21 protein-coding genes are annotated in these 25,846 nt (G+C 66.8%); 12 read left to right on the top strand and 9 right to left on the bottom strand.

Going from position 1 to position 25,846, the window contains the following annotated elements; genetic code table 11:
* Nucleotides 1–239: 239 nt before the first annotated feature.
* From AC5P5W_RS14745 to AC5P5W_RS14735, 3 genes are read left to right on the top strand one after another with little or no spacing between them, the layout of a single operon-like run.
* Nucleotides 240–869 (top strand): superoxide dismutase, encoded by a 630-nt coding sequence (locus AC5P5W_RS14745; RefSeq protein ID WP_197575259.1) that lies wholly within the window; start codon nt 240–242, stop codon nt 867–869.
* Nucleotides 866–1,444 carry a flavin reductase gene (locus AC5P5W_RS14740; protein WP_197575261.1) on the top strand — a complete coding sequence of 193 codons (579 nt, stop codon included), beginning with the start codon at nt 866–868 and terminating at the stop codon, nt 1,442–1,444. The genes AC5P5W_RS14745 and AC5P5W_RS14740 overlap by 4 nt, the downstream gene beginning before the upstream one ends.
* Entirely contained in the window at nt 1,441–1,776 is a 336-nt protein-coding gene (locus AC5P5W_RS14735) for a tetratricopeptide repeat protein (protein ID WP_075077115.1), read from the top strand. Before AC5P5W_RS14740 ends, AC5P5W_RS14735 begins: the two co-directional genes overlap by 4 nt.
* A gap of 5 nt (nt 1,777–1,781) precedes the next feature.
* On the opposite strand, the gene AC5P5W_RS14730 is transcribed toward AC5P5W_RS14735, so the two are convergent.
* Both AC5P5W_RS14730 and AC5P5W_RS14725 read right to left on the bottom strand, forming a co-directional pair.
* Entirely contained in the window at nt 1,782–2,930 is a 1,149-nt protein-coding gene (locus AC5P5W_RS14730; protein WP_014647430.1) for a fatty acid desaturase family protein, read from the bottom strand.
* A gap of 11 nt (nt 2,931–2,941) precedes the next feature.
* The gene (locus AC5P5W_RS14725) at nt 2,942–4,012 is read right to left on the bottom strand and encodes a ferredoxin reductase (protein ID WP_046431056.1); all 1,071 of its coding nucleotides are present in this window, start codon (nt 4,010–4,012) and stop codon (nt 2,942–2,944) included.
* Nucleotides 4,013–4,104: 92 nt separating this feature from the next.
* Between AC5P5W_RS14725 and fabR the strand changes: the two genes are divergently transcribed.
* The 3 genes from fabR (at nt 4,105) to AC5P5W_RS14710 (ending at nt 7,728) form a co-directional block, all read left to right on the top strand.
* A complete protein-coding gene (fabR, locus tag AC5P5W_RS14720) occupies nt 4,105–4,761 on the top strand; it encodes an HTH-type transcriptional repressor FabR (protein WP_014647432.1) in 657 nt (218 codons plus the stop codon).
* Nucleotides 4,762–5,030: 269 nt separating this feature from the next.
* Nucleotides 5,031–7,190: a TonB-dependent receptor plug domain-containing protein gene (locus tag AC5P5W_RS14715; RefSeq protein ID WP_495221236.1), complete on the top strand. Its 2,160-nt coding sequence runs from the start codon at nt 5,031–5,033 to the stop codon at nt 7,188–7,190.
* Nucleotides 7,180–7,728, top strand: a complete 549-nt coding sequence (locus AC5P5W_RS14710) for a thioredoxin-like domain-containing protein (protein ID WP_041863553.1) — start codon at nt 7,180–7,182, stop codon at nt 7,726–7,728. The genes AC5P5W_RS14715 and AC5P5W_RS14710 overlap by 11 nt, the downstream gene beginning before the upstream one ends.
* A gap of 114 nt (nt 7,729–7,842) precedes the next feature.
* On the opposite strand, the gene mntR is transcribed toward AC5P5W_RS14710, so the two are convergent.
* Nucleotides 7,843–8,313 carry a manganese-binding transcriptional regulator MntR gene (gene mntR / locus AC5P5W_RS14705; RefSeq protein ID WP_197575265.1) on the bottom strand — a complete coding sequence of 157 codons (471 nt, stop codon included), beginning with the start codon at nt 8,311–8,313 and terminating at the stop codon, nt 7,843–7,845.
* A gap of 117 nt (nt 8,314–8,430) precedes the next feature.
* Here mntR and AC5P5W_RS14700 point away from each other — a divergent pair, with 117 nt between their 5' ends.
* A complete protein-coding gene (locus AC5P5W_RS14700) occupies nt 8,431–9,762 on the top strand; it encodes an Nramp family divalent metal transporter (protein ID WP_197575267.1) in 1,332 nt (443 codons plus the stop codon).
* A gap of 87 nt (nt 9,763–9,849) precedes the next feature.
* Here AC5P5W_RS14700 and AC5P5W_RS14695 read toward each other — a convergent pair whose 3' ends face one another.
* From AC5P5W_RS14695 to AC5P5W_RS14680, 4 genes are all read right to left on the bottom strand, one after another.
* Entirely contained in the window at nt 9,850–10,176 is a 327-nt protein-coding gene (locus tag AC5P5W_RS14695; RefSeq protein ID WP_005409967.1) for a thioredoxin family protein, read from the bottom strand.
* A complete protein-coding gene (locus AC5P5W_RS14690; RefSeq protein WP_041864216.1) occupies nt 10,148–10,627 on the bottom strand; it encodes a flavodoxin in 480 nt (159 codons plus the stop codon). Before AC5P5W_RS14690 ends, AC5P5W_RS14695 begins: the two co-directional genes overlap by 29 nt.
* 13 nt (nt 10,628–10,640) lie before the next feature.
* Nucleotides 10,641–11,681, bottom strand: a complete 1,041-nt coding sequence (locus AC5P5W_RS14685; RefSeq protein WP_008267116.1) for a ribonucleotide-diphosphate reductase subunit beta — start codon at nt 11,679–11,681, stop codon at nt 10,641–10,643.
* 110 nt (nt 11,682–11,791) lie between these two features.
* Nucleotides 11,792–14,155: a ribonucleoside-diphosphate reductase subunit alpha gene (locus AC5P5W_RS14680; protein WP_197575269.1), complete on the bottom strand. Its 2,364-nt coding sequence runs from the start codon at nt 14,153–14,155 to the stop codon at nt 11,792–11,794.
* 433 nt (nt 14,156–14,588) lie between these two features.
* Here AC5P5W_RS14680 and AC5P5W_RS14675 point away from each other — a divergent pair, with 433 nt between their 5' ends.
* Nucleotides 14,589–15,566, top strand: a complete 978-nt coding sequence (locus AC5P5W_RS14675) for a zinc-binding dehydrogenase (protein WP_197575270.1) — start codon at nt 14,589–14,591, stop codon at nt 15,564–15,566.
* Between the two features lie 200 nt (nt 15,567–15,766).
* The gene (locus tag AC5P5W_RS14670; RefSeq protein ID WP_197575584.1) at nt 15,767–18,394 is read left to right on the top strand and encodes a TonB-dependent receptor domain-containing protein; all 2,628 of its coding nucleotides are present in this window, start codon (nt 15,767–15,769) and stop codon (nt 18,392–18,394) included.
* 110 nt (nt 18,395–18,504) lie between these two features.
* On the opposite strand, the gene betT is transcribed toward AC5P5W_RS14670, so the two are convergent.
* Both betT and AC5P5W_RS14660 read right to left on the bottom strand, forming a co-directional pair.
* A complete protein-coding gene (gene betT / locus AC5P5W_RS14665; protein WP_014647441.1) occupies nt 18,505–20,484 on the bottom strand; it encodes a choline BCCT transporter BetT in 1,980 nt (659 codons plus the stop codon).
* A gap of 183 nt (nt 20,485–20,667) precedes the next feature.
* The gene (locus AC5P5W_RS14660) at nt 20,668–21,048 is read right to left on the bottom strand and encodes a VOC family protein (RefSeq protein ID WP_046431075.1); all 381 of its coding nucleotides are present in this window, start codon (nt 21,046–21,048) and stop codon (nt 20,668–20,670) included.
* 150 nt (nt 21,049–21,198) lie between these two features.
* Between AC5P5W_RS14660 and AC5P5W_RS14655 the strand changes: the two genes are divergently transcribed.
* The 3 genes from AC5P5W_RS14655 to AC5P5W_RS14645 all read left to right on the top strand — a co-directional run bounded on the left by AC5P5W_RS14655 (nt 21,199) and on the right by AC5P5W_RS14645 (nt 25,676).
* On the top strand, nt 21,199–21,717 hold the full coding sequence (locus AC5P5W_RS14655; RefSeq protein WP_005409975.1) for a sigma-70 family RNA polymerase sigma factor: 519 nt from the start codon (nt 21,199–21,201) through the stop codon (nt 21,715–21,717).
* Entirely contained in the window at nt 21,714–22,658 is a 945-nt protein-coding gene (locus tag AC5P5W_RS14650) for a FecR family protein (RefSeq protein ID WP_032962537.1), read from the top strand. Before AC5P5W_RS14655 ends, AC5P5W_RS14650 begins: the two co-directional genes overlap by 4 nt.
* A gap of 69 nt (nt 22,659–22,727) precedes the next feature.
* On the top strand, nt 22,728–25,676 hold the full coding sequence (locus tag AC5P5W_RS14645; RefSeq protein ID WP_197574534.1) for a TonB-dependent receptor domain-containing protein: 2,949 nt from the start codon (nt 22,728–22,730) through the stop codon (nt 25,674–25,676).
* The last annotated feature ends 170 nt before the right edge of the window (nt 25,677–25,846 follow it).

Below are 25,846 nucleotides of genomic sequence, written 5' to 3'. Positions count from 1 at the left end.
TCCTGCAGGGGCTGATGGGTCAGCGCAGGACCGTTGGCGCCACGGATGGCGCCATCGAGCCCCCATGGATGGGTTCACGGCGTGTCCTGCGCTGACCCATCAGCCCCTGCCTGCCAGGAAGAATCAAGGCGACGAACGCGCACGCATTTCAATCCCGCCCCTTGACCTCAACCAATGTTGAGGTGCGATAACAATCTCCCCACGGCCAGCCCCTGGCCTTCCCCACTGAGATTGCTTCGATGTCGTACTCGCTTCCCCCGCTCCCCTACGCCTACGACGCCCTTGAGCCGCACTTCGATGCGCGCACGATGGAGATCCATCACAGCAAGCACCACCAGGCCTACGTCAACAACCTCAATGCCGCCATCGAGCAGGCCGGCATCGCCGAGCTGCCGGTCGAGGCGCTGATCGCCAACCTCGGTGCCGTGCCCGAGGCGCAGCGTGGCGCGGTCCGCAACAACGGCGGTGGCCACGCCAATCACAGCCTGTTCTGGACCGTGCTCAGCGCGGACGGTGGTGCACCCGATGAGGAACTGGCCACCGCCATCGACCGTGACCTGGGCAGCTTCGATGCCTTCAAGGACGCCTTCAGCAAGGCCGCGCAGACCCGTTTCGGCAGCGGCTGGGCCTGGCTGACCAGTGACCGCGATGGCCGCCTGCAGGTCGAAAGCAGCGCCAACCAGGACAGCCCGCTGATGGGTGCAACCGTGGGCCTGTCAGGCAATACCCCGATCCTCGCGCTGGACGTCTGGGAACACGCCTACTACCTGCACTACCAGAACCGTCGCCCGGACTACATCGGTGCGTTCTTCAACATCATCAACTGGGCCGAGGTCGGCCGGCGCTACCGCCAGGCCTGGGCCTCATGAGCGGCGAGACAGTGCCGTACGCCGGGCCGTGGGCGGGGGTCTTCCCCGCACCGGCGCCGGTGCCGTCGGTCGAGATGCCGCCGCGTGCCCTGCGGCGGCTGCTCGGCCATTTCCCGACCGGCGTGGCCATCGTCTGCGCGCGCGATGCACAGGGCAAGCCGGTCGGCCTGACCATCAACTCGTTCGTACCGGTCTCGCTGCAGCCACCGCTGGTGCTGTGGAACCTGGCGTTGCACGCACAGAGCCTGTCCACCTTCCAGCGCGCCACCCGCTTTGCAATCAGCGTGCTGGCGGCCGACCAGGAAGCGCTGGCCCGGCGCTTCGCCGATCCGCAGGTCCGCAATCGCTTCGACGGCCTGGCATTGCTGGATGACGACGAGGACGCCCCACCCCGCATCGCCGGTGCGGTCGCCCATCTCACCTGTACCCGCCACGCACAGTGGCCGGTGGGCAATCACCTGCTGCTGGCCGGCCGCATCATCGACGTGCACGAGAACGGCGGCGCGCCGCTGCTGTTCCATCGCGGCCGCTTCCAGCCCGGCCCGGCCGAACTGCTGGTGGAGGTGCGCGGATGAACATCGAAGCTCTGGAATGCATGCTCGCCGCCGGCAAGGATGGCGCGCTGCTGCGCTTCGGCCTGGGCAAGGGCTGGCTGGATGCCGGCAACCCGGTGCGCGCGGCCACCCATCTGGGCCGTTGCGTGGTGCTTGATCCGCAGTACTCGGCGGCGTGGAAGCTGCTGGGCAAGGCCTGGCTGGCCAGTGGCCAGCCGCAGGCGGCGCGCGAAGCCTGGCAGCGCGGATTGAGCGTGGCCGGCAGCAAGGGCGACCAGCAGGCACGCAGGGAAATGCAGGTGTTCCTGCGCCGCCTGGACCGCGAGCAGGCGGAGCCGGCGAAGGCGGGCTGAGTTGATCAGCCCGCGTTGGCCGATGCCGGTGCGGACATGATGTCCGACATCGGCAGGCGGCGCGGCTTGCTCGGGAATGCGTGGCGCAGGATGCGCCAGACCACCTGGCCAAACTGGCGCGGCAGCGAGCCGTTGTTGTAGTGCTGGCCGTAGCGACGGCAGATGTCCTTCACTTCCTTGGCAATGGCCGCGTAGCGGTTGGCTGGCAGATCCGGGTAGAAGTGGTGCTCGATCTGGTGGCTGAGGTTGCCCGACAGCACGTTGATCAGGAAGCCGCCGCTGATGTTGGATGAACCGCGCAGCTGGCGCAGGTACCAGTGGCCGCGCGATTCATTGCGCAGGCATTCCTTCGGGAAGGTTTCCGATTCGGCGGTGAAGTGGCCGCAGAAGATGATCACGTAGGTCCAGATGTTGCGCAGTCCGTTGGCCACCATGTTGCCCAGCATCACGGTGAGGAAGAACGGGCCGGCCAGCAGCGGGAAGAACACGTAGTCCTTCAGCACCTGGCGGGCCATTTTCCGCGCCACCGGGCGGGTCTGCAGCCACATCGCACGGCCGCTGATACGGCCCTTCAGCCAGCGGCCCAGGCGCAGGTCCTGCGCGGCCACGCCCCACTGGAACAGCAGCGCGAAGATCGGCGCGATGATCGGCTGCAGCAGGTAGAACGGCTTCCAGCGCTGCTCCGGGAAGATGCGCAGCAGGCCATAACCGATGTCATCGTCCATGCCACGCACGTTGGTATAGGTGTGGTGGCGGAAATTGTGGGTCTTGCGCCAGTTGTCGGCAGTGGCAACGATGTCCCACTCATAGGTATTGCCGTTGAGCTTGGGGTCGCCGGTCCAGTCGAACTGGCCGTGCATGACGTTGTGGCCCAGCTCCATGTTCTCCAGGATCTTCGACAGCGCCAGCAGCAGCGTGCCGGTGATCGCGGCCGGCCACAGCAGCGGCATCCAGAACAGTGGCGAGAACGCCGCCAGGAACAGCAGGCCACGGCCCCCCACGCCAAACCAGCGCACGGCGGCGGCCACGCGGCGGATGTAGCGGGTATCGGAGGCGCCGAGGCTGCCGATCACACGGTCGCGGATCGCGTCGAGTTCCTCACCGAAGGCATGCATCTCGGCAGTACTCAGGGCACGGTCGGTAGCGCGGGTCATGGCAGGCGTCCTCAGAGATCCAGGGTCAGGTCGGTGGTCGGTGCGCTCACGCAGATCCGTACCGGCTGCGCCGATTCGGACTGCAGGTCGCCGGTGCGCAGGTGGCGGGTGGCGCCACTGACGCGGTCACAGCTGCAGGTGTTGCAGATGCCCATGCGGCAGCCATGCCTGGGCTTGATGCCATGGGCTTCCAGGCTTTCCAGCAACGAGCTGCCACGCGGCACGCTCAGCTGGCGGCCACTGCGCGCCAGCGTCAGCACGACCTCCCCTTCACTGCTGGCGTCACGCAGCGGTGCGGGAGGAGTGAACGCTTCCGCCTGGAAACCGGCAACCTGGTGCGCCAGGCGTTCGCGGGCGGCGGCAACGAAGCCGTCCGGGCCGCAGGCCAGCACATGGCGCTGCGCCAACGGGGTGTCATCGCCCGCCACCTGCAGGTCGTGGGCATCGATACGTGCGGCGGGCACATCCCCTTCGCGGGTGGTCAGCAGATGCACACGCAGGTTCGGCTGGCTGGCGGCCAACGCCTGCAGCTCATCACGGAACTGCAGGTGGGCGGCGCTGCGTTCCCAGTAGAACAGGTCCACCGGCGCTGCCAGCGGGCGCTGGCAGGCGTCGCGCAACAGGCTGCGCATCGGCGTGATGCCACTGCCGGCAGCCAGCAGCAACACCGGCGCCGCAGCCGGCATGTGGAACTCGCCGAAGGCGGCATCGAGGCGGAACAGTTCGCCCGGCTGCGCGTGGTTGACCAGGTGCTGGCTGACGAGGCCGCCGTCGATCGCCTTGACGGTGATCGCCAGCTCGCGCCGACCCAGTGCGGTGGGGCTGTAGCTGCGCTGCCACAGGCGCCCTTCAATCTCCACGCCCAGGGTGACGTGCTGGCCGGCGCGCATGCCGGCCCAGTGCCGGTTGGTGCGCAGGACCAGGGTCGCCGCGCCCTCGCCGGCCGGCTCTCGCCGGACCAGGCGGGCCACCGGCTCGCGCAGGGTCCACAGGGGATTGAGCTGGCCCGCCCAGAAATCGAACAGCGACGGCGAGACCCAGCGGTACGGAGAGAACAGGGACGGACGGACGACAGCGCTCATGGGCGAACTATACGGGCGCACATACACCTGTGTATACATGTGTATATTGAACCGGATTGGGTATGATTCAGCCTCGCCCCACCGGAACCCCCATGGCCGCCGCCACCGCCTTGTCGACGCCTGAAGATGCCAACAGCCCGGCCCGCCGTACGGTGAGCCGCGAGGACCTGCTGGCCGCCGCCCTGAAACTGATCGGGCCGCACCGCAGCCTGTCCACGCTCAGCCTGCGCGAAGTGGCACGTGAGGCCGGCATCGCGCCGAACAGCTTCTACCGGCAGTTCCGCGACATGGACGAACTGGCCGTGGCGCTGATCGACGCCGCCGGCCGTTCGCTGCGGACCATCATCGGCGAGGCCCGCCAGCGTGCCACCTCCACCGCCACCAGCGTGGTGCGGGTTTCGGTGGAGACCTTCATGGAACAGCTGCGCGCCGACGACAAGCTGCTGCACGTACTGCTGCGCGAAGGCGCGGTGGGTTCGGACGACTTCAAGCACGCGGTCGAACGTGAGCTGCACTATTTCGAGGAAGAGCTGCAGCACGACCTGGTGCGCCTGGCCGCGCTGGACGGCGCCGTGCTGCATGCCCCGGAACTGGTGGCCAAGGCCATCACCCGGCTGGTGTTCGCGATGGGTGCCACCGCCATGGACCTGCCGCCGGAGAAGGACCCGGAGCTGATCGAAGAGATCTCCACGATGATCCGCATGATCATCGTCGGCGCCCGCACGCCCGCCGCGTTCCGCCGCGGCTGACGATCGCCCCCGGGGTCGGATCCCTTTCCAGGGGAAAGGGCTCTGACCCCAACCACACAGCAACACCAACCTCCGTGCATGACCACAGGCAGGGTTGCGGCCGCCAAATGTAATGTTATAACACAGCCATGATCTGGCTCGATCGGCGTTCCGCTCGGAATGACTGCGGCTTCCTTATATAGCACTTGCTATATTGATAAGCCACTGCTTTCATATGCGTCAGCCAGGTCGCCCTCGCCGCCTTTCTTTCCCCCAAGGACGACGCCCTCATGCCCGTTGCCACGCCCCTCTTCGATCGGCTGCCCCTGGCCGCCGCCATTGCCCTGACCCTGCCGCTGGCTGCACTGGCCGCCACTCCGAAACCGACCGAACTGGACCGTGTGCAGGTCAAGGTGAGCACCGCCACGCGCAGCGAACGCCTGCTGTCGGACGTGCCGATCCGCACCGAGGTGCTGCGCAAGGAAGACATCGCGCTGCGCGCGGCCGCCGACTTCTCGCGCGCCGCCGAGCTGATCAACGGCCTGCGCGTGGAGAGCAACTGCCAGAACTGCAACACCAGCGAAGTGCAGCTGCTGGGCCTGCCCGGTGCCTACAACCAGCTGCTGTTCGATGGCATCCCGCTGCTGTCCACGCTGGGCAGCGTGTACGGCCTGGAACAGATCCCGGCCGGGTTCGTCGACCGCATCGAAGTGGTCAAGGGCGGTGGCTCGGCGCTGTACGGCCCGGGTGCGGTTGCCGGTGTGATCAACCTGATTCCGCCGCTGCCGGCGCGCAGTGGTGGCCATGTGCAGGCCGGCGTGGATGTCCTGGAAGGTACGCCGCAGAAGAACGCCGACCTGCGGCTGGACCTGGTGGCCAGGGACGCAGACGCCGGCCTGTCCGTGATTGCCCAGCGCAACTGGAACAACGGCATCGACTACAACGGTGACGGCTACACCGAGATCACCCGCAAGAACCTCAAGGTCGGCGGGCTGCAGGCCTGGTACGCGCCCACGCCGGGCACGCGGCTGCGCCTGGACCTGCAGGTGACCGATGAAACCCGCCGCGGCGGCAACCGCCTGGACCAGCCCGAATACCTGGCCAACATCGCCGAATCGCTGGATACGAAATACCGGCGCGGCAGTGTGTCGTGGGACCAGGAGATCACTGCCGACGTCGATTTCCGCCTGGCCTACGCCTTCGCCGACATCGACCGCGACAGCTTCTACGGCGGTCTCGGCGACGTAGTCACCGATCCGTCCGCACCCGGCTATGACCCGTCGCAGCTGGACCGCAACGTGGCCGGCAGCGCGGCCTCGCGTTCGTGGCGCCAGTACGGCCGCACCCACAACCCGCTGCACTACATCGACAGCCAGTTGAACTGGCGGCTGGGCGCGCATGCGCTGGCCTTCGGCGTGCAGTACAAGCACGAGGCGCTGCGCGACGACAACCGCACCGGTGACGGGCAGCGTCTTGCGGTGCTGGAGGATGCGACCTTCCACAACCTGGGCGCGTTCATCCAGGACGAATGGAGCCTGCACGACAACGTCGACCTGGTGCTGGGTGCACGCGTGGACAAGAGCTCGGAACTGGACAACGCGGTGTTCTCGCCGCGCATCGCGCTGGCCTGGCAGGCCACGCCAAACCTGAAATGGCGGGCGGGCATTGCCACCGGCTTCCGTGCTCCGGAGATCTTCGTTGAGGATGTGCATGTCGATACGCTCGGCGGCGAGCAGGTGCGCGTGCGCAATACCGATGGCCTGAAGGAGGAGCGCGCGTTGACCACCCTGTTCGGCTTCGACTGGCGCTCGGACCCGGCCAATCCGGTGTGGAGCTGGGATGCTACCGCCTCCTATGCACGCATCCGCGATACCTTCGCGCTGGGCGAGATCCAGCGCAGCGATGACGGCCAGCTGAGCCAGCTGCGTTACAACGCCTCCGGCTCGGACGTGCTGGGTGCGGAAACCAACCTCGGCTGGCAGCCGTCGCCGCAGTGGCGCCTGACCGCCGGCGCCTCGTGGTACCGCTCGCGCTTCCGCGAGCCGCAGCGCATCTTCGACGACAGCGGCGACGGTGGCGACACCGTGATCGAAAGCCGCGACTACCTGAAGACTCCGCGCTGGACCGGCCTGGCCCAGCTCAGCTGGATGCCGGCCGAACCGTGGGAGACCTTCGTCGCGCTGCGCCATACCGGGCCGATGTCGGTGCTGAACAACCGGTTGGGCGAACTGCACCGCACGCGTTCGTTCCTGGTCACCGATCTCGGGGCGCGTTGGCACCGTCACCTGGGCGCACAGGCGCAGCAGGAAGTGTCGGTGGCCGCGGGCGTCAAGAACGTGTTCGATCAGCGCCAGAAGGATCTGGAAGTGGGCGCACTGCGTGACAGCGACTATGTCTACGGGCCGCGCTTCGCGCGCTCGTGGTATGTCAACCTGCGCTATGCGTTCTGAAGCGCTGCGAGCGTTGGTGCTGGCTTGTGCCGTGCTGCCGGCCGCACCGACGGTGGCTGCGGACCTGCACGCGCAGGTCTCGGCCTCGTTGATGCGGCCGGAGCAGCGCTCGCTGCGGCCGATGCAGTGGTCGCCGCCGCCGAAGCTGGTCGCGCTGTACTTCGGTGCCGACTGGTGCGCACCGTGCCATGCGTTCGTCCCCACGCTGCGCAGCGTGCGCGACGCATTGCGCGAAGCCGGCGCCGATACCGAAGTGGTGTACGTCAGCCTGGATGAGAGCGAGAGCGCGCTGCGCCGCTACATGCACGCGCAGGACATGCCGTGGCCGGTGCTGGACCCGCGCCGCGCCGCGCGCATGCCGGCGCTGCAGGCATTGGCCGGGCTGGCACCGCCGAACCTGGTACTGATCGATGCCGACGGCACGGTGCTGGCCAACGGCTGGCAAGGCCGGCGCTATGAAGGCCTGCAGCCGGTGTTGAAGGAATGGATGAAACGGGCGTGTGCGCAGCAGCAGGCGCGCTGCCCGCCCGATCTGTAGAGTCGAGCCACGCTCGACGCATTCGATCACCGTGCGAACGGCAGCCGAGCATGGCTCGGCTCTACAAAAACCGGGATCGCGCGAACGGCCGGAGGCCATGGCCCGGCGCTACCGTTACGGCGCCTCGCCCTCGGCCTTGCGCACGAAGGCTTCGAACAAGGCCAGCGTCTGCTCGCTCACATGGTGCTCGATGCCCTCGGCATCGCGCCGCGCGGTATCCGCGTCCACGCCCAGCGCCAGCAGGAAACGCTCCACGGTCTGGTGGCGCTGGCGGCTGGCGTGGGCCAGCGCTTCGCCTTCCGGGGTCAGGAACACGCCACGGTACGGCCGCTGTACCACCCAGCCATCACGGGCCAGGCGCCGCAGCATCTTCGCCACGGTGGGCTGGGCCACGCCCAGTCGGGTGGCAATGTCGACCTGGCGGGCCTCGCCGCCGTCGGCCAGCAGGTCCGAAATCAGCTCGACATAGTCCTCCACCAGTTCCATCCGGTGCGCCTCGCGCACTTGCCGGAAGCTCTCGACCTGGCGCTCGGCCTCGATCAAGGGGGTGCTTGTCAGCGATGTCGAATCGTCGGTCTTGCCCACGCCTGCGCCTGTCCTTCCGGTGCAATCCGGTCTTGAACCTGAATTCTGGACCAGTCACACGACAAAGACGATTGTTTCACATTGCTAATGACTATAGCAGGAGCTATATTCGGACCCATGAATACCCTGGCGCCCAGCGACCCTTCGGCCTCCACTCCGGCCAGCCTGGGTGCGCTCAACGCCTCGGTCGCGGTGCCCGACAAGGGCCATTGGTGGTTCCGCCTGCTGGCCTTCCTCGGCCCGGGCTACATGATCTCGGTCGGCTACATGGACCCTGGCAACTGGGCCACTGACCTCGCCGGCGGTTCGCGCTTCGGCTACCTGCTGCTGTCGGTCATCCTCGTCTCCAACCTGATGGCGGTGATCCTGCAGGCGCTGTCGGCGCGGCTCGGCATCGCCACCGGCATGGACCTGGCGCAGGCCTGCCGCGCGCGTTACCCCAAGCCGGTGAACCTGGCGTTGTGGGCGCTGTGCGAGGCGGCGATCATCGCCTGCGACCTGGCCGAGGTGATCGGCACCGCCATCGCACTGAAACTGCTGTTCGATCTGCCACTGCTGTGGGGTGCGGTGATCACCGCGCTGGACACGCTGCTGGTGCTGCTGCTGATGAACCGCGGCTTCCGTGCGCTGGAAGCGTTCGTGATCGCGCTGCTGATGGTGATCTTCGCCTGCTTCGTGGTGCAGATCGCGATGGCGGCGCCGCCGGTGATGGCGGTGCTGGGCGGCTTCATTCCGCGCGCGCAGGTGGTGACCGATCCGAACGCGCTGTACATCGCGATCGGCATCATTGGTGCCACCGTGATGCCGCACAACCTGTACCTGCATTCGTCCATCGTGCAGACCCGCGCCTACCCACGTACCGATGAAGGCCGCCGCAGTGCGCTGCGCTGGGCGGTGACCGACAGCACCCTCGCGCTGACCCTGGCGCTGTTCATCAACGCCAGCATCCTGATCCTGGCGGCGGCGGTGTTCCATGCCAATGGCCGATTTGATGTGGAAGACATCGAGCAGGCGCACCAGCTGTTGGCACCGATGCTGGGTGTGGGCGCGGCGGCGACGTTGTTCGCGGTGGCCCTGCTGGCCTCGGGCCTGAATTCGACGGTGACCGCCACGCTGGCCGGCCAGATCGTGATGGAAGGCTTCCTGCACCTGCGAATGCCGCCGTGGCTGCGTCGGCTGATCACGCGTGCGCTGGCCATCATCCCGGTGGTGGTGGTGATCCTGCTGTTCGGCGACCAGGGCGCGGTGAAGCTGCTGGTGCTGAGCCAAGTGGTGCTGTCGATGCAGTTGCCGTTCGCGATCATCCCGCTGGTACGGATCGTGACCGACAAGGTGACGATGGGCGCGCTGGTCGCACCGCGCTGGCTGGGCGCGATCGCTTGGGTGATCGCGCTGGTGATCGTGGTGTTGAACGTGAAGCTGCTGGTGGACACCCTCAACGGCGCATAGCGCGAAGTACCAGGGACGCCTGTGTAGAGTCGAGCCATGCTCGACTCATCGCACACCGCACGAACAGCAGCCGAGCATGGCTCGGCTCTACAAATGCAACGCAATCGCGGCCTCGATCTGCTGCGGCGACTGGAACCCTGCCAGGCGGGTACGTTCGTCCCCGTCACGGAACAGCGAGAGCGTCGGCGTCTGCCGCAGCCCCAGTTCCCTGAAGAACGCCTCGCCCAGCACCTCCAGCTGCACGCGCAGCAGCGTGGTGCCCTGCCCCGCGACGCTGTTGGCCACCCGGTGCAGCGACATCTCCAGCATCCGGCACCCCGGGCACTGGTCCTTGTGGAAGTCCACCAGTACGCGCGGGTGTTCGGCCAGCAGCTGCTGGAACTGCTCAGGCGTGGTGGCGTCGATGATCTGCATCGCTGTTGCTCCAGTAATGGGCCAGGACCGCATCGGTCCAAGCCTCGATGGCCGCGGCATGGCGCTCGCCATGCGGCATCTGTTCGATCTCCAGCGGCGGATAGTCGCTGTGGAAGTAGCGGATCAGCCGGTGCACAGCACCGCAGTAGTACTCCTGCCCCCACTGTGTCTCGCCGGTACCGAACACCGCCAGCTGCCGCGGCCGCTCGCCGCGCTCGGCGATGCCAGCCACCCATGCCTTCATCTCCGAAGGCGTGCGGCCGGCGTTGTCGGTCCAGCAGCCCAGCAGCACCAGGTCGGCCTCGTCGGCCGCCAGGGACGGCGCCTGCTGCAGGTCGTCGGCCTCCTGCCAGTGCACGGCATGGCCTGCAGCGCGGCAACGCTCGGCAATCTGCCGGCCAAGCTCGCGGGTGTTGCCGCTCAGTGAGGCCACCACCAGCAGGATGCTCAGCGCCGTGCCGGACTCAGAGGTCGTCGAAGCCGTTGTCGACGTTGGTCTTCTTGTAACTTGCATTGCGCATCTCGAAGAAGTCGGTCTTGGTCTCGGTGAAGTTGTCAGCGTAGGCCTTGATCCACGGCATCACGTTGTCGGTGGTGTCGCTGTACAGGCGCTCGATGCCGAGCATGCCGGCCATCTTGTTGGCGCGGTACTTCACGTAGCGCGTCATTTCCTCCACATCGATGCCATCGATGCCGTCCAGTACTTCCGATGACCACTGGGTTTCCAGTTCGATGGCGTGCTCGAACGCCTGGTGCACATAGGCGGTCAGCTCGTTGGTCTGCAGCTCCGGGTTCTCGCCGATGATGGCGCGGATCAGCTCGCTGATGAACTTGGTATGGGCCAGTTCGTCGCGGTTGATGAAACTGATGATCTTGCCGGTGCCGGTCATGCGGTTCTGCCGCACCATGTTGTAGAAGTACGCAAATCCGGAATAGAAGTTGATGCCCTCCAGGATCGAGGACTGGATCAACGACTTCAACAGGGTCTCGGCGGTCTTCTCGCGCATGAAGTCGTCATACGCGCCCATGATCGGCGCGTTGCGCTTGATGATGGTCGGATGGGTGCGCGCCAGTTCAAATACGCGGTTCTGGTTCGGCAGGTCGGTGATCGAGGCCAGCACATAGCTGTAACTCTCGTTGTGGATCACTTCCTGCTGGCCGATGATCGCGGCATTGGCATGCGCGGCCGGGTCGGTGATGTACTCGGCCACGTTGTAGATGAAGCGCGTCTGCGGTGAGTCGAGCGTGGCCAGCAGGCCGATGATCGAGTCGTAGGCGTTCTTTTCGCGCCCGGACAGCTCGCCGTACTGGCGCGCATCGGCCTTCATGTCGACCTCGTCGGGGATCCAGAAGTTGGTCGACAGCTCCTTGTAGGCGCGATAGAAGGACGGGTACGGGATGTCATTCCAGTTCAGGATCCCGCTGGTGCGGCCGTTGATGATGCCGGTGCTGCGGTTGGGATGGCGCGGTTCGAGGATCTTGATGCGGTCGAGGGGTGTTGCCATGGTCGTCTACCTTCGTATTACGTGCGTTGCAGATGTAGAGCCGAGCCCATGCTCGGCTGCTCTTCGCGTCGGAGCCGAGCGTGGGTTCGGCTCTACAAGGCCCGCAGCGGTCAGCTGGCGCACCACTCGCATTCGCTGATGTCGATGTCGTTGGAGCGCACGTAGTAAGTGGTCTTCAGGCCTTCACGCCAGGCGCTCAGGTGCAGCTCCAGCAGGGTGCTGGCGCGGATCGTGCTGGGCACGTACAGGTTGAAGCTGATCGACTGATCAACATGGCGCTGGCGACGCGCGTTCTGGCGCACGCTGGCGAACTGGTCGACCTTGTACGCCCCCTTCTCGTAGTACGGCCAGGTTTCCAGCGACAACCCCGGCGCTGCCACTGGCCGCCGGAAGTCCTTTTTTTCCTCGTAGTAGAACGCGCTGTAGATCGGGTCGATCGATGCGGTGGAACCGGCGATCTGCGCGGTGCTCATGTTCGGCGCCACCGCCAGCAGCCAGCCGTTGCGCAGGCCGTGCGTGGCGACCTCGCGCGCCAGGCTGTCCCATGCGGCGCCAGTGTAGTCGCGGTCACGGAAGTAACGCCCGTTGTGCCAATCGCTGCCGGTGAACATCGGATAGCTGCCCTTTTCCTTCGCCAGTTGCGCGCTGGCCTGGATGGTCAGGAAATTGATGCGCTCATACAGGCGGTCGGCCAGTTGTTCGGCATCCGGTGAATCCCACTGGATCGCCTGCTGCGCCAGCAGGTGGTGCCAACCGAACGTGCCCAGTCCGATGGCGCGGTACTTGCGGTTGGTGATCGTGGCCTGCGGCACCGGCAGTGCGTTGAGGTCGATCACGTTGTCCAGCATGCGCACCTGGATCGGGATCAGGCGCTCCAGCACATCGGTGGCCAGCAGGTCATCCGGCGCACGGATCGCGCGGCCGAGGTTGATCGAAGACAGGTTGCAGACCACGAAGTCGCCGGCGCGGCGTGTGGTGACGATCTGGTCGCCGCTGACGATCTCCTGGATCATCCGCGTCGGGCTCATGTTCTGCAGGATCTCGGTGCACAGGTTGCTGGAATAGATCATGCCGGCGTGCTTGTTCGGGTTACGGCGGTTGACCTCGTCGCGGTAGAACAGGAACGGGTTGCCCGTCTCCAGCTGGCTGAGCATGATCCGCTTGAACAGATCGATCGCCTTCACCGTGCGCCGGCTGATGCGCTCGTCGGCCACCAGTTCGGCGTAGCGGTCGCGGAAGCTGCCCGCGCTGCGCTTCTCGTCGTAGAAGTCCTGCAGGTACCAGCCCTTGGCCTGCTTCACCTCGTGCGGGTCGAACAGGTACCAGTCGGCACGGCGTTCGACTGCTTCCATGAACAGGTCCGGCACGCACACCGAGGTGAACACATCATGCGCGCGCAGGCGCTGGTCGCCGTTGTTGAGGCGCAGGTCCATGAAGGCTTCGATGTCGCGGTGCCAGATGTCCAGGTACACCGCCACCGCGCCCTTGCGCTGGCCAAGCTGGTCGACCGAAACTGCGGTGTTGTTGAGCTGCTTGATCCACGGCACCACGCCGCCGGAGGAATTGGGCACGCCCCGTATCGGCGCGCCGCTGCTGCGCACATAGCCCAGATAGGCGCCCACGCCGCCGCCGTGCTTGGACACGCGGGCGATGTCGGTATTGGAGTCATAGATGCCCTGCAGGCTGTCGTCCACCGTGTCGATGAAGCAGCTGGACAGTTGCCCCCCGACCTTGCCGGCGTTGGCCAGGGTCGGCGTGGCCACCGTCATGTACAGGTTGGACAGCGCCCAGTACGCCTCGCCGACCAGCTGCATGCGCCGCTCGCGCGGCTTTTCTTCCTGCATTAGGTACAGCGCGATGGTCAGCCAACGCTCCTGCGGCAGCTCATAGACCTCGCGGCTGCGGTCGCTGGCCAGATAGCGCGTGGCCAGCAGGTACAGGCCGTTGTAGGCGAACAGGCGGTCGCGTTCCGGGTCGATCATCCCGCCGGCCTGCTGCAGTTCTTCCTTCGAGTAGCAGCGCAGGATGTCGTTGCTGTAGATGCCGCGGTCAGCCAGGCTTTCCTGCAGGCCCACGTAGGAGCCGTACTTCAGGCCGACATCGTAGAAGCGGTTGCGGCTGGCACGCTTGTACAGGCGGCGCAGGTAGATGCGCGCGGCAAACTGCTCCCACTCCGGCGCGACCAGGTCCACGCGCGACTCGGCCTCGCGGATCAGCAGATCGACCAGGTCATCGGCACTGATGCTGGACTTGCGCTCGACCATTGCCTGCACCACGCGGCGGTAGTCGCTCACGTCCAGCTGCGGGAACTCGGCGTGCACCGCATCGATGCTGCGCTGCAGGCGCTCGGCGTCGAATGGCAGGCGGCGGTTGCCGGCCTCCTTGGTGATCCAGGTCGGCACGCGCTCGCCACCGGCGCGCAAGGCGTCGCCAGCGCCGGCCAGATCGGCCACGCGGAAGGTACTGTCGGTCATGGTGGTGAAGCTCCAGGCTCGCACGCGCGTTGGCGGTCGATGCCATGGCGGCCCTGCACGCGATACCGGCGCACGGGGCGGTCGGGGTGGGATGCCAAAGCGCGGGAACACCAGATCGTCGGCAACAGCCTGCGCCTGCGGCCGGTATCCGGGCCGTGGGGGCGATCTGGGTCCGCACGATGGCGGCCGCGTCGACACGGCAAGCCTTCAGGGGCGGGCCGCGGGACGTTTGCTGCGTGTCCGGCGGCGGCGGCTGACCGGGAGTGACGACCACAACATAGTGGGGATAATCGGAACCGTCAACACAAGATGCGGCAATCACGACATGCCGCGACGATCAGTCGCAGGATGCCGTGTTGCACCTGCGGCGCCTTGTCGACAGCGCCTGCGTCCCCAGTTCGGTACAACATCAACTTTCCGCGGAACACCGCCCATGCGCGCTGCCCAGTACCCTTCCTTCGGCAACCCGGCCGACGTCCTCGCCATTGCCGATGCCACCCTCCCCGAGCCCGGCCCCGGCGAGGTGCGCATCCGCACCGTGCTGGCCTCGATCCACAATCACGACCTGCTGACCGTGCGCGGCCTCTACGGCTACAAGCCGACACTGCCGGCGATCGGTGGCAGTGAAGCATTGGGCGTGGTCGATGCACTCGGCGAAGGCGTCGACGGCCTGCAGATCGGCCAGCGGGTGGCCGCCGCCTCGGTGCATGGCACCTGGGCCGAAGCGTTCATTGCACCGGCACGCATGGTGATTCCGATGCCCGAGGCGATCCCCGACGAAATGGCCGCGCAGCTGATCGCCATGCCGCTGAGCGCGCTGATGCTGCTGGAATTCCTGCACGTCGAAGCAGGCCAGTGGATCGTGCAGAACACCGCCAATGGCGCGGTGGGCAAGTCGCTGGCGATGCTGGCGCGGGCGCGTGGCGTGCATGTGGCCAACCTGGTGCGCAATGCCGATGCCGTCGCGCAGTTGCAGGCGCTGGGTATCGATCATGTGTTCGACACCTCGGTGGAGGGTTGGAAGGATCGCGTGCGTGAAGCGACCGGCGGAGCACAGGCCGCGGCCGCGGTGGATTCCATCGGCGGCGACGCCAGCGGTGACCTGGTCGACCTGCTCGGCCACCACGGCACCCTGGTGTCGTTCGGGGTGATGAGCGGCGAGCCGATGCGCATTCCCGCCGGTGGCCTGATCTACAAGGAGGCCACGGTGAAGGGCTTCTGGGGCAGCAAAGTCAGCCAGGCGATGGCGGTGGAGGACAAGCGCCGGCTGGTCGGCGAGCTGCTGAAGCGTGCGGCCGGCGGCGAACTGACCCTGCCGGTGGAGAAGATCTTCGCACTGGACGACATCGCCCAGGCGGCGAAGGCGGGCGCCGGTTCGGGCCGCAATGGCAAGGTGCTGCTGCGGCCTTGAGGGTAGGACAACCGGGGACAGATCCCTTTCCGCTGGAAAGGGATCTGACCCCCAGGAGGAGTGCGGACCAACGGTCCGCACCCACCGAGTCGGTTCGTTAAGAACCTGTGATGTATAACTGAATGCGCTTTCGTCATTGGAAGGCGTACTTGCCTGCATGCGGTACTGACGGCTCCTCCCCGTTCGGCGTTGTCGCTTCCATGTACCGCACCACCCTGAACCTGCTTGCCGGCGCGATCGCGCTGGGCCTCACCGCCGGCGCTGCCGGCGCCGCTGAAACCGCCGATGCCGGCAAGGACAGCACCACCCTGGGCACCGTGCTGGTGACCGGCTCCAACATCAAGCGCAGCGACACCGCCGGGCCGAACCCGGTGCAGATCGTCAGCCGCGAACAGATTGAGCAGACCGGTCGCTCCACCCTCACCGACGTGCTGCGCAACCTGTCGGCCAATGCCGGCAACAGTTTCGACGAGCAGTACACCGGCAGCTTCGCCGCCGGTTCTGCATCGATCGGCCTGCGCGGCCTGTCGCCGAAGAACACGCTGGTGCTGGTCAACGGCTATCGCGTGTCCAACTTCGGCTTCGCGCTCAACACGCAGGACACCTTCGTCGACCTCAACGCGCTGCCGATCAGCGCGGTGGAACGCATCGAAGTGCTGAAGGACGGTGCCTCGGCGGTGTACGGCTCCGACGCCATCGCCGGCGTCATCAACATCATCCTGCGCAGGAACTTCCAGGGCGTGGAAGTCGGCGGTGGCTTCGGTACCGCCACCCAGGGCGGCCTGGACGAACGCAAGGCCAACCTGCTGGCCGGCTTCGGTGACCTCGAACAGCAGGGCTGGAACGTGCTGTTCGGGCTGGACCTGCTCAAGCGCGATCGGCTCGATGCAGACCAGCGCGCCTTTACCCGCAGCGGCGATTTCCGCGACAGGCCCGGCGGCCGCCTGGCCGGCTGGTCCACTGCCGGTGGCAACTGGCTGTCCAACCCGCGCGCGCCGCAACCGTTCGCCAGTTGCCCCGAGGGCAGCCAGCTGCGCCCCTACAGCGATTTCGGCAGCACCCTGCCCGGCCAGGCCTGCGCCTTCAACGCGCAGCCGTTCAAGACCCTGCAGCCCGGCGCCGAGCGCCTGCAGGCGTCGTTGAGCGCGACCTACCGCTTCAACGACAGCGTCGAAGCCTTCGCCGATGTGCTGTACAGCCACAACAAGGCCGACCAGATCTTCAGCGCGCCGCTCACCGTGGGCCCTGGCCTGCGTGCCTACAACCCGGCCACCGGCACGCTTATCGACGTGCCGGCGGTGCTGCCGGTGGGCCACCCGAACAACCCGGGCAGCACGCCGCTGCCGTTCGAGTACACCTTCTTCGACCTCGGCCCGCGCCTGAAGGACAACACCCAGGTGTTCTACCGTGCCCTGGCCGGCGTGCGTGGCAGTGGCGAGCGCTGGGACTGGGAAGCGGCGGCGCTGACCTCGCAGAGCGCGCAGCGCGAGTACGTCGACAATTTCGTCAACCGCTACGCGTTCGAACAGATCCTGCGCGATGGCAGCTACAACTTCCTCAATCCGTCCGCCACGCCGGGCGCGTTGGATGCACTGCGCCTGCAGACTAAGCGGCCAGGCTGGTACAAGCTGCACGCGTTGAACGTCAAGGCCTCGACCTCGCTGTGGGACCTCCCGGCCGGTGCGGTCGGCTTCGCCTGGGGTGCCGAGTTCCGCAAGGAGTCACTGGATGCGCGCACCAGTGCACAGGTGCTGTCGGGCACCGAACTGCGCCCGGCCATCAACGTGGTCAACGGCGAGCGCCAGGTCAGCGCCGCCTACGCCGAATTGAGCGTGCCGCTGCACCGCACGCTTGAGCTGCAGGTGGCTGGTCGCGGCGACCACTACGATGATTTCGGCAAGGCGTTCTCGCCGAAGCTGGCGCTGCGCTGGCAGCCGTTGGACAGCCTGCTGCTGCGCGGTTCGTTCTCGCGCGGCTTCCGCGCCCCCTCGCTGCCGGAAATCGCGCCAGGCCAGACCGTCAGCTACGGCTCGGTGATCGATCCGCTGGATCCGCTGCAGCCCGGTGGCAGCCGTGGCGTGACCAACATCCGCACCGGCAACCCGGACCTGAAGGCCGAACGCTCGCGCAACTTCAACGTGGGCGCGGTGTGGTCACCGGATGGCGATACCAGCATCGGCCTGGACTGGTACCGCATCGAGCAGGACAACCTGGTCAAGCCGGACAGCGCGCAGTTCATCGTCGACAACCCGACGCTGTTCCCCGGCCGTGTACAGCGTGATGCGCAGGGGCGCATCCAGTTCATCACCAACCAGTACGCCAACCAGGGCGAACTGACCACCTCCGGGCTGGACCTGGACGCCAACCGCACCTTCCGCACCGAGGGCTGGGGCACCTTCACCGTGGCCGGCAGCTGGACCCACCTGCTGAGCTTCAAGCAGCCGCTGGTGGCCGGCCAGGCGCCCTATGACGGGGCCGGCAACAACCGCCACGGCGCCCTGCCGCGCACCCGCGGCACCACGTCGCTGAACTGGGCGGTGGGCGACTGGAGCAGCACGTTGAGCCTGCAGTACGTGAGCGGCTACGACCAGCGCGTGGCGACGGCCACCAGCAATCCGGGCCTGCGCGACCGCGTCAAGCCGTATCAGCAGCTGGATCTGTACGTGGCCTACGAAGGCATTCCCAACACCACGCTGTCGCTGTCGGTGCTGAACCTGACCGACAAGGACCCGCCGTTCGACCCGGCCGGCGGCTCCAACGGTTTCGACATCAGCCAGTACAACCTGCGCGGGCAGTTCGTTTCGCTGGGCGCGCGCTACCGGTTCTGATGCGCCACCTGTAGAGCCGAGCCCGTGCTCGGCTGCTCTTCGGCAACAGGAAGCCGAGCATGGGCTCGGCTCTGCAGGGGTGTGCGGACCAACGGTCCGCACCCACCGCATCACCGGCTCAGGTGCAGGAACTGCAGGTGCCGTTCGTACTGGCTGATGATGTCGTTGATGATCTGCTTGCGGCTGTAGCCGACCAGGTCGTAGTCCTGGCTGCCTTCGAACAGATGCACTTCCGCGCGGTAGTAGCGCTGGTTGCGCAGCTGCTGCGCGGCGAACGACGGGGTCAGGTAGCCACTCAGGATCACCCGGTACAGGAAATCCTGCTGCTCGCCATGGTTCACCGTCAGCTCCATGTCGCCGGCCTCGAAGCGCGTGGCCACGTCCCAGCCCTGCCCGCGCAGCTGTTCGGCCACCGCTTCCATCGCCGGCTTCACCGTGTCGTCCATGAAGCGGTAGACCTGGTCGCGCACCGGGAAGTGCATGGCCTGGCTCAGGCGCTGGCGCCAGCCCTGATGGTGGCGATCGTCACCGATCAGCGGCGAGGGCCGGTACTGCAGCGCGCGCTTGCGGTGCGATTCGTCACTGAAGGCGCGGGTCAGGCCCCACATCATCAACAGCAGCACCGCCGAGAACGGCAGCGAGGCCAATACCACCGCCGATTTCAGTGCATCGATGCTGCCGGCCAGCAGCAGCCCGGCGGTCAGCACCGCGATCACCGTGCCCCAGAACACGCGCAGCCAGCGCGGACCATCATCCTCCGGCGCGCCGCCATGCGAGGACAGCGTGGACAACACCACCGCCCCCGAATCAGCCGACGTCACGAAGAAGATGAAGCTGACCAGCACGGTCACCGCGATCACCGTGCGGCTCCACGGGTAGCCATCCAACAGTGCATACAGCACGGTCGGTGGGTCATCCACCGCCAGCTGCGCCAGCTGCTGCTGGCCGTGGTGCAGCACCTGGTCCAGCGCGCTGTTGCCGAAGATCGACAGCCAGGCCAGGGTGAAGCCCAGCGGGATCAGCAGCACGCCGAACACGAATTCGCGGATGGTGCGGCCACGCGAGATGCGCGCGATGAACAGGCCGACGAACGGCGCCCAGCCGATCCACCAGGCCCAGTAGAACACCGTCCAACCGCCCAGCCATTCCGGCCGGCCGCCATAGGCGTACACATCGAAACTCTTGCCGACCACGCTGCCCAGGTAGTCGCCCAGGTTCTGCATCAGCGTACTCAGCAGGTACTGGGTGGGGCCGGCGCACAGCATGAACAGCACCAGCGCGATCGCCAGCAGCATGTTGATGTTGGCCATCCAGCGCACGCCCTTCTCCACGCCTGAAACCGCGACGGCCACCGCCGCGCCCATCATGCTGACCACCAGGATGATCTGCACCAGGTTGGAGTGCGGGATGTTGAACAGGTGCGACAGGCCCGCGTTGAGGTGCAGCACGCCGAAGCCCATGTCGGCGCCGATGCCGAATACGGTGGCGACAATGCCCAGCGCGTCCACGGTGTAGCCGATCGGCCCGTTGATGCGCTTGCCGATCAGCGGATACAGCGCCGAGCGCAGCGCCAGCGGCAGGTTGTGGCGATAGGCGAAGTAGGCCATCGCCATCGCTGCCAGTGCGAACACGCCCCAGCCATGCAGGCCCCAGTGCAGGAAGAGCAGCTGCATGGCCTGGCGCGCCCCGGCCTCGCCTGCGGCCGGATCGCCCTGCGGCGGCTGCAGGTAGTGGGTCAGCGGTTCGGAGACGCAGAAGAAGAACAGGGTGATGCTGATGCCGGCGGCGAACAGCATGCCGGCCCAGGAAAGATAGCTGAACTCCGGCTCATCATGGTCGGCGCCGAGCTTGATGCCACCATACTTGGACAGCGCCACACCGACCACGAACACCAGGTACAGGGTCATCGCCAGCAGGTAGTACCAGCCGACATTGAGTGCGGCCCAGTCCTGCGCCTTGACCAGCAGGCGGCCCGCACCGAGCGGAAACAGGCTGACGAACAGCGCGAACGCCACGACAACGATCGCCGCGAAGGCGAACACAGGCCGAAGGGTGCGCACCGGGGATTGTTGCGGCTCCAGTACATCCATGGGGCGGCGTTCTCCGGTAGATCAAAGGGTTAGCCGACCGATTCTGGCTGAACCGCAGTGGACAGAGCATGAAGTTGCGGCCTGTGGTCACAGGCCCGGCCCACCATTCCGTGTTATCACGCGCGCGCCGGAGCGCAACCTTGCCCGCGCGGGCCGCGGCGCGGCCACGCGCATCCTGTCCGATCACGACATTACATGCACCGCACACAGCTTGTTGCCATCCGGGTCACGCAGATAGGCCAGAAACACCTGCCGACCGGACATGTTGCGGACGCCGGGCGGATCTTCGATTGCGGTACCACCGTGAGCCACGCCAGCTTCCTGCCAGGCACGCACGGCCTCTGCACTGCCCAGACTGAAACCGATGGTGCCGCCGTTGGCATGGCACGCTGGCTGCCCATCGATCGGCGCGGTCACGCCGAACATCCGCCCATCCTTGAAGTACAGCAGCCGACCCTTTTCGTCGAACACACCCGGACGTGCCCCCATCGCGGCGAACAGGGCATCGTAGAAGCGATGCGCGACGTCCATGTCGTTCGTTCCAACGGTGATGTGGCTGAACATGCGGGCACTCCTTGTGGAAAGCCGCAGTGTCGGCGAGCGCGCCGGGCATCGCAAATCCGGCGATCTCTCCTGCTGCGGCATGCGCAGGATTTGTCGTGCGCCGCCGGATCACCCTATAATGGGAATCATTCTCATTAATGACCCGTGCCGATGGCCGTGCCCGCCGCCTCCAGCACCGCGCTGGCGGGGTTCTACCGCGAACACCATGGCTGGCTGCTGGGCTGGCTGCGCCGCCGCACCCACAACGCCGACTGCGCCGCCGATCTGACCCAGGACACCTTCCTGCGCCTGCTCAGCCGGCGCGTCGATCCGTCCGAACTGCGCCTGCCGCGCGCCTATCTCAGCACCATCGCGCACGCGCTGCTGGTCAATCACTGGCAGCGCGCGGACCTGGAGCGCGCCTATCTGACCGCGCTGGCCGCACAACCGGAGCCGGTGCATCCTTCTGCGGAGGAGCGCACGCAGGCGCTGCAGCTGCTGCATGCCATCGCTGACATGCTGTCCGGCCTGGCCGAGCGGCCACGGCGTGCCTTCCTGCTGGCCCGGCTGTCCGGACTGGGCTATGCGGAGATCGGCCAACAGCTGGGCGTGTCCGAGCGCATGGTCAAGAAGTACATGGCGCAGGCGATGCTGCATTGCCTGCGCCTGTCCGGCGACGCGGCGGCATGAGCGCGGCAGTGGCCGGCCCGGCGCTGGAGCAGGCGGCAGAGTGGTTCGCGCTGCGCCAACAGGGCTGGAGCGACGACGACCAGCAACACTGGCGTGCGTGGCTGCAGGCCGACGCCGGTCACGCCGACGCCTGGCGCCGGGTCGAGGCGGTCTGGCAGTCGTTCGCCCCGCTGTCGGCACCGGCGGCAGCAACGGCGCTCGATGCCGCCGGCCATCGCCGCCGGCGCGCGCTTCGCAGTCTCGGTGGCGCCCTCGGCATCGGTGCGGTCTCGCTTCTCGGCCTGCACGGGCTGCAGGCGCAGCGCCACCTGCAGACGCAACGCACCGCTGCCGGGCGCACCGGTCATTGGACGCTGGCCGATGGCAGCCAGCTGTGGCTCAACGCCGGCAGCGAAGTGACCGTCGACATCGGCAACGGCAACCGCGCCCTGCATCTGCTGCGCGGCGAACTGCTGCTGCAGACCGGCCACCACCCAGCATTCACCGGGTTGCCCCTGAGCGTGCATGTACCCGGCGCGCGCCTGCAGCCGATCGGCACCCGCTTCGCGGTCGGCCGCGAAGCGCAGGAAAGCCGCTTGGACGTGTTCGAAGGCGTGGTGCGGTGCCTGCCGATTTTCGGCGCGGCGCTGGATGTGCCTGCGGGAAGTGCGCTGCAGATCGGACCGATGGGGGGACTCACAACGGTCGCTGCCGATCCTCTGCGCGGCGACTGGCAGGACGGACGCCTGCAGGTGCAGGACACGCAACTGATCCGGGTGATCGACGAACTGGCCCGTCACCATCGGGGCTATCTGGGCTGTGATCCGGCACTGTCCGCATTGAATGTCACCGCGGTATTGCCGCGCCTGGACAGCCTGCAGGCCCTGAAACTGCTGGCGCGCGCCCTGCCGATCCGCATCGAGCAGCGCTGGCCATGGTGGACCGTTGTGCGTCCGCGTTGAAATCGCGGTTCCCTTTCTGCGCGCTCGGCGGGCACTACAAGGGAACCCATTGCGGATGTCGCCGCCCCCATGAAACTACCCTGCCCTTCCCCTCGCCCGCTTGCCATCGCGCTGTGCCTGGCCCTGGCCACGCCGTGCCTGTTGCCGGCCGCCGCCCACGCACAAGATGCTGCCGCCGCCGTTCGCTGGCAGATCCCGGCCGGACCGCTCGACCAGGCCTTGACCACATTCGGCCAGCAGTCCGGCCTGTCCATCGCCGCCGATGCGCGGCTGACCCGTGGCCGCCACAGCGGCGGCGTGCAGGCCTCGCTCACGGACGAGGCCGCGCTGGCGCGGCTGCTGGCCGGTACCGGCCTGACCTTCCAGCGTGATGCCAGTGGCGTGGTACTGCAGGCCGCCCCGGCCACCGACGCCGGCGTGCGCCAGATCGGCACCCTCCGTGTGGCCGGCCAGGCCAGCGAAGGCGCTTCGCCGTGGGGCCTGGCCGATGCCGATGCGGTCTACCGTGACAGCGGCTCGCGCGTGCACCTGGATCGCCAGCAGCTGGAGCGCTTCCGCGGCCAGTCGATCGGCGACGTGCTGGCCGGCGCGGTCGGCGTGCACACCGGGGACGTGCGCAACGGTGGTGCGCTGGACGTCAACATCCGCGGCCTGCAGGGCCAGAACCGGGTGCCGGTGATCATCGACGGTGGCCAGCAGGCCATCGACGTGTACCGCGGCTATGCCGGCGTGCAGCAGCGCAGCTACCTCGACCCGGACCTGATCAGCGCGGTCAGCATCGAGAAGGGGCCGAGCCTGGCCGCCAACGCCGCCAGCGCGATCGGTGGCGTGGTCTACATGGAAACGCTGAACGTCGATGACATTCTCGACGACGGCCAGGCCTGGGGACTGCGTGTGCGCGGCGGCGTGGCCGACAACAGCATCGACCGCACCCGCACCTTCAAGCAGATCGCGCGTGGCAGCGACAACCGCAACAGCCTGCGCGACCCGCGCGACTGGAACGGCAGCGTGGCCTTCGCCCAGCGCGGCGAGGACTGGCAGCTGGTGGCTGCCTATGCGCGACGCCGCCAGGGCAACTACTTCGCCGGCAGCAACGGCGCGCATCGCTACGACGACCAGCACCTCTCCAGCGGCGGTACCGGCATGTCCAGCCAGGCGGTCTCGGACATGTACCACCCCGGCGATGAGGTGCTCAACACGCACACCGACAACGAATCGTCGCTGCTGAAGTTCACCTGGACACCCAACCCGGACCAGCGCCTGGAGCTGAGCCATCGCTACTTCAACTCCAGCTTCGGCGAGATCATGCCGTCGGCAATCGGCCGCGTGGGCGAGTCCAACGAATGGGTGACCTACGTGGAGAAGGCCAACACCATGTTCCAGTTCGAGCCCGGCAAGATGCGGGTCAACGCCACCTCGCTGCGCCATCGTTACCGACCCGAGGCGCACCCGTGGCTGGACCTGAGCAGCACGCTGTGGTTCACCACCGCCACCAGCCGCATGTTCAACAGCAATATCGCCAACACGCCGCTGTTCAAGGAAATGGCCTCCGACCAGATGCCCGACACGCTGGGCGAGACTTACGGCCCTGGGCTGCAGTCGGACGTAAAGACCCGGCGTTGGGGCGTGGACAGCAGCAACACCACCCGCTTCAGCAATGACCTGGGCGACTGGACGCTGCGCTACGGCGCGTCCTTCCAGCACGAAGACACCGCACCGAACTCGCCCGTGCTGCCGGTGGACTACAACAACAACCGCTACCTGCGCTCGGGCACGCGCCGCGAAGCCAGCGTGGTCGCCTCGCTGCAGTGGCAGCCGTGGGACTGGCTGTCACTGACCGCCGGCGGTCGCTTCATCGACTACCGCACCCGCGACCGCAACCGCGTGGCCTTTGTCAGCGAATCGCGCGACCTGCGCTACACCTTCGCGCGCCTGAGCAAGGGCGGCCAGTTGCTGCCGGGCTGGTACAAGGAGTGGTACCCGGATGCACAAGGCAATTACACCTATGACTCGCTGCGCGCCACGCCCTATGGCGACAGCACGCTGGGCCAGGCCTACGATTTCGACGGATTCATCCGCGATCCGCGTGGTGCCAATGGCTTCCATACCAAGCAGATCCCCACCGCCTGGGGCTACAAGCCGGCGATCCGGCGCTCGGGCCACGGCTTCGCGCCGTATGCCGAGGCGCGCTTCAACCTCGACGCGGACACATTCTTCTACGTGAAGTACGCGCAGGGCTGGAAGATGCCCAGCCTGTTCGAGTCGACGCTGGGCAACAGCACCTCGGCGCCGGTGGCCGGCCTGAAGCCGGAAAAGAACCGCTCCTGGGACATCGGCTTCAGCCTGCTGAAGCAGGATCTGTGGCGTGACGGTGATCGCCTGGCATTCAAGGTCGCCTGGTTCAAGAACGATATCGACAACGCCATCACCCGCCGCTTCGATTCCAGCAACTGGGCGTTCTACGTCGACAACGTCGACAACTACACGGTGTCCGGTTACGAGCTGCAGTCCGGCTATGACGCCGGCATCGCCTACCTGGACCTGTCGGCCAGCTACTACCAGCGCGCGCGCACCTGCGATGCGGCCACCGCCAAGCGCCTGCGCGACGACCCGTATGCGAAGTGGAGCAAGCTGGACACCACGCCGGACTGCGTGGACGGCGGCTTCGGCACCTCGTTCGTCAATGCGCAGAACCCGCCGAAGTACTCGATCCACAGCACGCTGGGCTTCCGCCTGTTCGACAAGCGACTGGATAGCGGCATCCGACGCACCTACAACAGCGGCCCTACCCATGAACTCGACAAGCCCTGGAACACCACCGGCTCGACCGGCCTGCAGAACATCTACCTGCCGACCGCGATCTACGACTTCTATGCACGCTGGCAGTTCACCCCGCGCAGCGAAGTGGAACTGGTGGTCAGCAACCTGCGCAACACCTACTACATGGACACGCTGGCGATGAGCCTGATGCCCGGCCCGGGCCGCACCACGCGGCTGAACTTCACCGCACGTTTCTGACTGCTGCAGAAACAGCAACGCCCCGGGGAGATCATCCCCGGGGCGCCTGCTTGCGGCGGCTCACGCGCTGGGAGGTGCCAACCCTGGCTGGCTGGCACAGCGACTCAGCAACGGTAGGTGCCAACTTTGATTGGCACAGCGACGCAGCACTGGTAGGTGCCAACTTTGGT

It is taken from the genome of Stenotrophomonas sp. YJH_SMC_123, assembly GCF_059368215.1.
This window is presented reverse-complemented; position numbering and strand designations above follow the sequence as displayed.

What these genes read in the sequence shown, in the direction of transcription:
- AC5P5W_RS14680 (WP_197575269.1), bottom strand. Translation starts at nt 14,155, where the DNA reads ATGACCGACAGTACCTTCCGCGTGGCCGATCTGGCCGGCGCTGGCGAC.
- betT (WP_014647441.1), bottom strand. Translation starts at nt 20,484, where the DNA reads ATGGATGTACTGGAGCCGCAACAATCCCCGGTGCGCACCCTTCGGCCT.
- AC5P5W_RS14700 (WP_197575267.1), top strand. Translation starts at nt 8,431, where the DNA reads ATGAATACCCTGGCGCCCAGCGACCCTTCGGCCTCCACTCCGGCCAGC.
- AC5P5W_RS14655 (WP_005409975.1), top strand. Translation starts at nt 21,199, where the DNA reads ATGGCCGTGCCCGCCGCCTCCAGCACCGCGCTGGCGGGGTTCTACCGC.
- AC5P5W_RS14675 (WP_197575270.1), top strand. Translation starts at nt 14,589, where the DNA reads ATGCGCGCTGCCCAGTACCCTTCCTTCGGCAACCCGGCCGACGTCCTC.
- AC5P5W_RS14745 (WP_197575259.1), top strand. Translation starts at nt 240, where the DNA reads ATGTCGTACTCGCTTCCCCCGCTCCCCTACGCCTACGACGCCCTTGAG.
- AC5P5W_RS14660 (WP_046431075.1), bottom strand. Translation starts at nt 21,048, where the DNA reads ATGTTCAGCCACATCACCGTTGGAACGAACGACATGGACGTCGCGCAT.
- AC5P5W_RS14685 (WP_008267116.1), bottom strand. Translation starts at nt 11,681, where the DNA reads ATGGCAACACCCCTCGACCGCATCAAGATCCTCGAACCGCGCCATCCC.
- AC5P5W_RS14670 (WP_197575584.1), top strand. Translation starts at nt 15,767, where the DNA reads ATGTACCGCACCACCCTGAACCTGCTTGCCGGCGCGATCGCGCTGGGC.
- fabR (WP_014647432.1), top strand. Translation starts at nt 4,105, where the DNA reads ATGGCCGCCGCCACCGCCTTGTCGACGCCTGAAGATGCCAACAGCCCG.
- AC5P5W_RS14715 (WP_495221236.1), top strand. Translation starts at nt 5,031, where the DNA reads ATGCCCGTTGCCACGCCCCTCTTCGATCGGCTGCCCCTGGCCGCCGCC.
- AC5P5W_RS14645 (WP_197574534.1), top strand. Translation starts at nt 22,728, where the DNA reads ATGAAACTACCCTGCCCTTCCCCTCGCCCGCTTGCCATCGCGCTGTGC.
- AC5P5W_RS14650 (WP_032962537.1), top strand. Translation starts at nt 21,714, where the DNA reads ATGAGCGCGGCAGTGGCCGGCCCGGCGCTGGAGCAGGCGGCAGAGTGG.
- AC5P5W_RS14740 (WP_197575261.1), top strand. Translation starts at nt 866, where the DNA reads ATGAGCGGCGAGACAGTGCCGTACGCCGGGCCGTGGGCGGGGGTCTTC.
- AC5P5W_RS14725 (WP_046431056.1), bottom strand. Translation starts at nt 4,012, where the DNA reads ATGAGCGCTGTCGTCCGTCCGTCCCTGTTCTCTCCGTACCGCTGGGTC.
- AC5P5W_RS14710 (WP_041863553.1), top strand. Translation starts at nt 7,180, where the DNA reads ATGCGTTCTGAAGCGCTGCGAGCGTTGGTGCTGGCTTGTGCCGTGCTG.
- AC5P5W_RS14735 (WP_075077115.1), top strand. Translation starts at nt 1,441, where the DNA reads ATGAACATCGAAGCTCTGGAATGCATGCTCGCCGCCGGCAAGGATGGC.
- AC5P5W_RS14730 (WP_014647430.1), bottom strand. Translation starts at nt 2,930, where the DNA reads ATGACCCGCGCTACCGACCGTGCCCTGAGTACTGCCGAGATGCATGCC.
- AC5P5W_RS14695 (WP_005409967.1), bottom strand. Translation starts at nt 10,176, where the DNA reads ATGCAGATCATCGACGCCACCACGCCTGAGCAGTTCCAGCAGCTGCTG.